The organism is Pseudomonas sp. 43NM1, from assembly GCF_002836905.1.
GTDB lineage: Bacteria > Pseudomonadota > Gammaproteobacteria > Pseudomonadales > Pseudomonadaceae > Aquipseudomonas > Aquipseudomonas prosekii.
In genome coordinates, this window is the sequence record NZ_MKGS01000054.1 from 1 (window position 1) to 8,164 (window position 8,164).

8 protein-coding genes are annotated in these 8,164 nt (G+C 56.8%); 7 read left to right on the top strand and 1 reads right to left on the bottom strand.

Annotated elements, in window-relative coordinates; genetic code table 11:
• The 5 genes from tssI to BI292_RS07005 form a co-directional block, all read left to right on the top strand.
• The coding region (gene tssI, locus BI292_RS06985) for a type VI secretion system tip protein TssI/VgrG (protein ID WP_157831220.1) at window positions 1-1,248 on the top strand (1,248 nt) is incomplete at its 5' end.
• An 86-nt stretch (window positions 1,249-1,334) separates the two neighbouring features.
• Entirely contained in the window at window positions 1,335-3,455 is a 2,121-nt protein-coding gene (locus tag BI292_RS06990) for a phospholipase D-like domain-containing protein (RefSeq protein ID WP_256592627.1), read from the top strand.
• Window positions 3,436-4,347 carry a tetratricopeptide repeat protein gene (locus BI292_RS06995; RefSeq protein WP_256592628.1) on the top strand — a complete coding sequence of 304 codons (912 nt, stop codon included), beginning with the start codon at window positions 3,436-3,438 and terminating at the stop codon, window positions 4,345-4,347. The genes BI292_RS06990 and BI292_RS06995 overlap by 20 nt, the downstream gene beginning before the upstream one ends.
• Before the next feature lie 19 nt (window positions 4,348-4,366).
• On the top strand, window positions 4,367-5,296 hold the full coding sequence (locus tag BI292_RS07000) for a tetratricopeptide repeat protein (protein WP_256592629.1): 930 nt from the start codon (window positions 4,367-4,369) through the stop codon (window positions 5,294-5,296).
• A 42-nt stretch (window positions 5,297-5,338) separates the two neighbouring features.
• Window positions 5,339-5,554 (top strand): hypothetical protein, encoded by a 216-nt coding sequence (locus BI292_RS07005; protein ID WP_101207435.1) that lies wholly within the window; start codon window positions 5,339-5,341, stop codon window positions 5,552-5,554.
• Window positions 5,555-5,558: 4 nt separating this feature from the next.
• Here the strand turns inward: BI292_RS07005 and BI292_RS07010 are convergent, their stop codons facing one another.
• Entirely contained in the window at window positions 5,559-6,335 is a 777-nt protein-coding gene (locus tag BI292_RS07010) for a helix-turn-helix domain-containing protein (RefSeq protein WP_101207436.1), read from the bottom strand.
• Between the two features lie 92 nt (window positions 6,336-6,427).
• Between BI292_RS07010 and BI292_RS07015 the strand changes: the two genes are divergently transcribed.
• Together BI292_RS07015 and BI292_RS07020 are read left to right on the top strand one after the other, a co-directional pair.
• Window positions 6,428-6,679 carry a hypothetical protein gene (locus BI292_RS07015; RefSeq protein ID WP_101207437.1) on the top strand — a complete coding sequence of 84 codons (252 nt, stop codon included), beginning with the start codon at window positions 6,428-6,430 and terminating at the stop codon, window positions 6,677-6,679.
• Between the two features lie 137 nt (window positions 6,680-6,816).
• Complete coding sequence (locus tag BI292_RS07020; protein ID WP_092279794.1) at window positions 6,817-7,968, top strand: MFS transporter; 1,152 nt, start codon at window positions 6,817-6,819, stop codon at window positions 7,966-7,968.
• Window positions 7,969-8,164: the final 196 nt, after the last annotated feature.

An 8,164-nucleotide genomic window follows, 5' to 3' on the forward strand; every position in this document is an offset into this window, starting at 1 on the left:
CGCGTGCTCGGCAGCCAAACCGCGCTGGTCACCGGGCCCAAGGGTGAAGAAATCCACTGCGACCAATACGGCCGCATCAAAGTGCAATTCCACTGGGACCGCGAAGGCCAGGCCGACGACAAAACCAGCTGCTGGATGCGCGTGTCATCGAGCTGGGCCGGCGACCGCTACGGCGCCATCGCCATCCCGCGCATCGGCATGGAAGTGCTCGTCACCTTCCTCGAAGGCGACCCCGACCAACCACTGGTGACCGGTTGCTTGTACCACAAGGAAAACCTCGTCCCCTACGAACTGCCCGCGAACAAAACCCGCACCGTGTTCAAAACCCTCAGCTCACCGGGCGGCGGCGGGTACAACGAACTGCGCATTGAAGACAAAAAAGGCGCAGAACAGATCTACCTGCATGCGCAGCGCGATTGGGATGAAAACGTTGAACACGATCAGAAGATTCGCGTGGGCAATGAGCGGCATGACACGGTGGAGAAGAACACTTACACCGAGCTGAAGGCGGAAGAACATCGCACCACCATTGCTGATCGTAAGGTGGAGGTGAAGGCTGATGATCACTGGGTGGTTGGCCAAAACCAGCACATCAAACTGGGGACCGCGCAGTTAATGACGGCAGGCAAGGAAATCCATCTCAAGGCCGGGCAAAAGATGGTCATCGAAGCAGGTATGGAACTCACCGTGAAAGCCGGCGGAAGTTTCATCAAACTGGATGCGGGCGGTATAACCGTAGTGGGACCGGTCATCAAACTGAATGCCGGAGGTGCACCGGGCGTCGGAACCGGAAATGCCGCGCTCTTGCCGCTGGTGCCCCTGCCCGCCGCGTCTGACAAGGCCGGCGAAGTCCCCGAACGTGGCGAATCGCAACCGGCGCCGGAAGTCATTCATAAACTCAGCGCAACCATTAGTGCAGTGCCCGGCCATCCCGGTTACGAGGATGAACCCTATACGCTATTCGCCGATGGTGCCGTGATTCAGGAAGGCCTGACCGGCGAAGACGGTGTGATCAAGTTCGATCATGTGCCCGGCACTCAGGCTTACGCAGTGGAACTGGTGAATGGTCACCGCTTCGAGATCGAGCCCAAGGAAGAAAGCGGTGAAGCGGCCTCGCAAAACCAGCAATTGGCACGCCAGGGCTACCGGGACTACCACGCAAAAGCGGACCAGCTTGAACCCTTGAGCTCGGCGGATGACTACCGTGGCGCGGCTCTGAACCCGACAAACAAGCCGAAAAGCCTTTGAGTGCAGGAAGCCTCTAAATGACGACTGATTACAGCAAAGAAGTGATTCAGCTGACGCCGAAAGAGCACAAGTCCACCGCCCTGACCATGGACTGGTTCGCGGCCAAAGCGATGTACCCGCCGCGGGTCGGCGTTAAGGTCACCCCGCTGATCAATGGTGACAAGGCGTTTGGTGCGGTATACGACGCGATTCAATCGGCGCAGAAGAGCGTCGAAATTATCAGTTGGGGATTCGACCCGGCGATGCGTTTCAAGCCGGGCGGCGATCGCATCGGCGAACTGCTGGACGTTCGAGGACGCCACGGCGTAAAGACCCGCGTGTTGATCTGGAAGAACCCGCTGGCCAACTTTGTTGAAAACACCATTATCGGCGATGGCCTGGGAGGCTCGGGCGGGACGGCTATGGGCTCGGGCATGACCAGGGGCAGCGCCGGTTCCAATCGCACGCTCGAAGATCGCCAGCAACTGGAGTATCGCCGCACAATTCACCAACATGAATTGACCAAACTTCGTGCCGGTGAAATCCCTGCCTACGGCACCAGCGGCTATCGATACGATAAGCGCGAAAAGGAGCTGCAGGACATTCTGACCGACACGGAAACCAGACTGAACGGCCAAGGCGCCTACAACAAACTCAGAGGTTCGGGCGCCCCGGGGTATTCACCTGACGACGAGGAATACACCCGGGAATGGTTCAATCGCATCCACGATGAGCGAATGCAGAACGTCGAGTTTCGCACCCGAGACTTTTCTACCGAAATCCCGCTGAATGCGATCATCCGCGGACCGCAGATGGCCAAGGAAAAAGGACGCCTGGCAACCTTGTATCGGTTGATGAAAGACGAAGCGCCGGACACCCATTTTGCCCACATGTTGGGGTTGACCTTATTCGCCAGCCACCACCAGAAGATGGTGTTGGTGGACTATGAAGACGCCGCGAACGCAGTAGGTTTCGTCATGGGTCACAACATGCATCGCAACTACTGGGACACCAGTGCGCACTTGTACAACGACAAAGCCGCACAGCGCAGTCCGGGTTTCGGGCCCTGGCAAGACCTGTCCACCAAGGTACAAGGCCCGGTCCTGCATGATCTGAACCACAACTTCACCAGCGCCTGGGATCGGGAAACCTCCTGGGTCAAAAAATGGTTTGAAGACGGGATGCAGGCGCAGCGCCAACCCATCAAACCGGACAACTTCAAAGCTGCCGGTTCGACCACGGCGCAGATATGCCGCACGCAACCGCAAGAAGGCGCGGAAACGTCAATTCTGGAGCTCTATCACAAGGCTTTGGGTAACGTGCGCGACTACGCCTACTTTGAAAACCAGTACTTCCGCTACGCGCCGTTCTCCCGGCAATTGCGTGAACTGGCGGCGGCCTACATGGCCAAGGGCCGAGATAAAGACTTGTATGTATTCGTGGTCACCAATAACCCGAACTCCAAGGATTTTTCCAGTACCACTTATTCGAGTCTGCAAGAACTGGGGCAAGAACAACTGATGCCCCAGGCCCAACGCAGCCTGACAGAAGACATGCTGCGTAAACGCAGCGAGCTGGCCTACCTCGAAGCCAATCCACACAACGATTCCTACGTACAACGTGCTCAACTCAATCGCGCCGAAGTATTGAAAAGCCAGATCACTGAACTGGAAAAAAAGGGCGTAACCCCCGAAGTGGAAGAACGCATGGGCGGCCTTAAGCAAAAAGACGTCGCCGAACTCGGCAAACCGAAATCGGATGACGGCGAAGATGCAAAACCCTATACCCTCAAGGATTTGCCGGGCATCAAAGTCGCCATCGCCACACTCACCGCCTGCACACCAGAGCCTGGCGGCACGTTGGGCAAAGGCGAACAGGCCTATTTCCGAGACATCTATGTGCACTCGAAATTGCTGGTGGTAGATGATGTTTTCAGCTTGCTGAGCTCAGCGAATATCAATACTCGCAGTATGCATACCGACTCCGAATTGGGGGTTGCGATGCCGGATCCGGAGTTGGCGAAGCAGTGGCGGGAGGAGTTGTGGGGGTTGCATGCAAATGAATCGTTTAACGATGACAAGGGGCGCTGCGATGCTGCTGCCAACTTTAAAAATTGGAACGAAGTGATGGATGAAAACTGGAAGAGGAAGAGCCTGGATAAGCCCTTGATTGCACATCTAACTCGCTTCTGGGACGTGGAGACGCCGTATGCCAAAGCCATTGACTAAAGCTATATATTTTTGTGCCTTGATCTTTTCTGTCCTGTTGAGCGGAGCTCCAGCCATGGCCTATCCAACTTTTACCTGTGCTTACGAAAAAGATCACAATCCTCCGTTAGATGTTGAAGCTGAACGCTGGTTTCAACAAGCACGCGGTTTGGAGAAGGTACGAGGTATCAAAGATTGGCAAACAATAGTCGGGCTGTATGAAAAAGCCATCGCCAAAGATCATTGGAAAGCGATGCACAACTTAGCGGGGCTCTACCGCACGGGTTGGCCAGGACAGCCTGGTGTTGAACAAGACACCAGCAAGATGCTTGATTTATACGAACGCATGGTGAAACTCAAGGTCCCGTTGGGTTACTACGATTGGGCTGTGGTCGCCGAACACGGGCGTGGAATCATGAAATCGGACCGAATGGCTAGTTCCTATATATTCCAGGCCGCGCAATTAGGTAACCCATTGGCTCAGGTCCGCATCGGAAATTATTTTGCGTTCCAATTGCCCAGAGACAAACAAGATGCACGAATGGCAGAACCTTATTTCCGATGTGCCGGCGCTCAAGACTCACCAGATGCAATTATAGAAACAGCGGCATTCTATAAAATTTCTAAAGAAAATATGCCTCTTGCACTGTTTTATTACCAACGCGCCGCATCACTGGGTAGCTCTTCAGGATTAAACAATCTAAAAGGCGCCTTTGAACCTACACCCCGACCAATATACAACTTTGGATATCAGCCAAATTCGAAGCTTCACGAGCTATATGCCGGCCTATTAAAGCAACTAAATGCCGACCAAAAATTGCGCTTTCCGAATCTGATGAAAGACCACCCTCTCCCGCCCCACCCCAAACAAGGCTTCGACGCAGAACATCCAGACCGCAGGCCGGAAATATGATCTGCAGCGAGATTAAGTCATGACACATCGACACTGGAAGCAACTGGCGGCCACCGCCAAAGCTGCTGCTTTATGCATCGCTTTTATTTGTATATTGAGCGGCGCGCCAGCCATGGCCTACCCAATCTTCACCTGCGCCTATGAAAAAGATCACAACCCACCGCTGGATGCAGAAGCCGAAGAATGGTTTCAACAGGCTCGCGTTTTGGAGAAAGTACGAGGGGTGAAAGATTGGGTCACCATTGTTAGCTTTTACGACAAAGCCATCGCTAAAGACCACTGGAAGGCCATGCACAATATGGCGGCGCTTTATCGTACGGGCTGGCCAGGGCAACCGGGTGTTGAGCAGAACACCGGCAAAATGCTCGATCTATACGAGCGCATGGTAAAGCTGAAAGTCCCGCTGGGTTATTACGACTGGGCCGTAGTTGCCGATCATGGACGGGGTATATTCAAGTCGGATCGCATGGCCAATTCTTACATGTTTCAGGCTGCGCAGTTGGGCAGCCCACTGGCGCAAGTCCAACTGGGGCAATACTTCGCTTTTGCGCTACCCAGGGATAAGCAAGATGACAACATGGCTGAGCGCTATTACCGCTGCGCTGGGGCGCAAGACAACCCTGATGCAATACTGAAAACCGCGAGCTTTTATGAGATCGCTAAAAAAAACAAACCTCGAGCGTTATTCTATTATCAGCGAGCGGCGTCATTCGGCAGCTCCACTGCACTAAGCAACTTAAAAGGAGCATTCGAAGAGCAGCCTGAACCTATGTATAACTTCGGTTATAAACCAGACAAAAAACTATATGATTTTTATTCCGAACTTTGGCAACGACTTGGTACCGACCCTAAGTTGCGATTCCCTGATCTTATTAAAGAACATCCACTCCCCGCACACCCTCATCAAGGCTTCGACGCCGAACACCCGGACCGTCGCCCAGAGCTATAACCTTAATCCTCACGGAAGACCCACCAACAAAGGAGCTACACCATGCGTAAAACCCTTGCCATTCTCGCCGCTATCCTGCTGGCCATTTCCCTCTTCAGCGCATTGATCGGACTGGGCGGTGTCGCCGGTGCAGCGTCCGGGGCAGGGAAAGTCTCCAGTGATGTGGATGTCGCGTTCATGGCTGCCAAAGTGTTGTTTTTCTTGAGCCTGGCCGGTGGCGTCATCGCGATTTGCTGGCCGAAAGATAACGCCGAGTAAACCTTCAAGGCCCGAGGAAATACCGCCCCGGCGTCACCCCAAACGCCCGGCGAAACATCGCAACAAACGCGCTCACATTGTCATACCCCAACTCCAGCGCAACGGTCGTCACCGCCGCCCCGGCCGCCAGCAACTCCAGCGCTCGCAACAACCGCGCGCGCTGGCGCCATTGGCTGAAGGTGAAGCCGGTTTCGCTGACGAAGCGCCGGGCCAGGGTTCTTGTCGATACGCCACCCCACTGCGCCCATTGCTCCAGAGAGCGGTTGTCGGCCAGGTCATCGACCAGCGCCTGGGTGATCCGCCGCAGTCGCGGATTCTGGGGCAATGGCAGGCCGAAAGGCTCGGTGGGTGACGCGGCGATTTCGTCGAGGATGAGTTGGGCGATCCGTTCCTGGCGCTGATCGAGTGCGGCCTCGCCCCAAGTCGCGGCCCGATCAACCGCTTCTCGGAGTAACCCCGAGGTCGCGATGATGCACGGCTGCTCCGGTAACCCGATGCAATCCGGCGCCGCCACATAGACGCTCCAGCCATGGAATGGACCGTGTGAGCGCAAGCCGTGCAGGCAATCAGGCGGAATCCACACCGCGTGGGTGGCCGGCACCACCCAATGATGATCCGCCGCGTCCACTGACAACAATCCGCGCCGTGCGCCCAGCAATTGGCCGCGGGCATGCTGGTGCAACGCGCTTTGGCGCTCGACCGGGCTGTCGAGCGCGACGGCGATCAGCCTTGCAGCCGTTAAAGACTGCGCCAGCTCGGTGGATATCAGTGGTTTAACCATTGGCAGTTTCACGTTATCAAATGACCTGGATGACGCAGTCTAGCCACGGATAACGTTTTAGCCTGAGCACTCATTCAACAGGAGTCACCGATATGCGCGCCGAAGACCTGCTTCCCGACCATCTTGATCAAGGCCTATTCAACGGCACCACGGTGCGCAAAGGCACGGTTGGGGCCTTCCTTATCAATGCGCGAGTGCTCACCGACGCAGGTGCCAGAGACGAACAACGACAGCAGGCCGAGCAAGATATCGTCGAGGCCTTGCCGGCGTTAAAAGCGCTGGGCCTGTTCGAGATTCTGCAAGTGCGCGACGAAGCGCTGCGCCGATTGTGCGAAGGAAGGTGACACCCGCGCTCGCGATGGAGTGTCGGGCTGTGCAACGATGTCGCCCTGCCTGACCGCGAACCACTGCGGACGCTGATCGAACCTGACCGGTAAGTCACTGTCCCTTGGGTACGCGACGTTTTTTGCCAAGGATCGATATGACCAACCTCAACACCCCCACCTCATTTGTGCCCGGACGCCTGGAGCAGATGTCCACCCGCGTGGCTTTTTTCATCGCCGGTTTCGGCATCGCCGCGTGGGCGCCGCTGGTGCCTTACGCCAAGGCGCGTGCCGGGCTGGACGAAGGCACGCTCGGTTTGCTGCTGTTGTGCCTGGGCGTCGGGTCGATTATTGCGATGCCGCTGGCGGGGTTGCTGGCCACGCGTTTTGGCTGTCGGCGGGTGGTCAGTGCCGGGGTGTTGTTGATTTGTGCGGCTCTGCCATTGTTGGCGACGGTGTCGTCGATTCCGGCGCTGATTGCGGCGTTGTTCATGTTTGGTGCCGGGCTGGGCACGGTGGATTCGACGGTGAATCTGCAAGCGGTGATCGTCGAGCGCGCCAGCGGCAAAACCATGATGTCGGGTTTTCATGGCTTGTTCAGTCTCGGCGGGATCGTCGGCGCGGCGGGTGTCAGCGCCCTCCTCGGCCTCGGCGTGTCGCCGCTCGGCGCGACGCTGGTGGTGAATGTCATGCTGATTGTCGCGCTGCTCAAAGCGGCGCCGCATCTGTTGCCGTATGGCAGCGAAAGTTCCGGGCCGGCGTTTGCCGTGCCGCATGGCATCGTGCTGTTTATCGGGATGATGTGCTTTATCGTTTTTCTCACCGAAGGCGCGGTGCTCGACTGGAGCGCGGTGTTCCTGGCGTCGGAACGCGGGATCGACACGGCGTATGCCGGGCTCGGTTATGCGGCGTTCGCGCTGACCATGACCGCCGGGCGTCTGACCGGCGATGCGATTGTGCGGCGCCTCGGCGCGACCAAAGTGATGGTGTTTGGCGGGCTGACGGCGGCGGTAGGTCTGGCGCTGGCGACATTTGCGCCCAGCTGGCAGGCAGCGTTGGTGGGTTATGCGCTGGTCGGCGCCGGGTGCTCGAACATTGTGCCGGTGCTGTACACCGCCGTGGGCAAACAAACCGTCATGCCGGAAAGCATTGCCGTACCGGCAATTACCACACTCGGCTACGCCGGGATCCTCGCCGGACCGGCGCTGATCGGCTTCGTCGCTCATGGCAGCAGCCTGAGCTTCGCGTTCGGGCTGATGGCCGTGTTGCTGGTGGCCGTGGCGATTGGCGGGAAAGTGTTGAAGGTGTGAAAAGCTGAAAAGCATCGCGAGCAGGCTGAACTGGCCTAATGATTTTGGACACTTCAATCGGGCGCTATGATGGCGCCCAAATCTGAGGTGTTTTTGGATATGCGTAATTCTTATTCAACTGAGTTCAAACTCAAGGCTGCTGGCATGGTGCTGGATGAGGGGATATCGGTTCCCGAGGTTTGCGCCAGTTTAGATA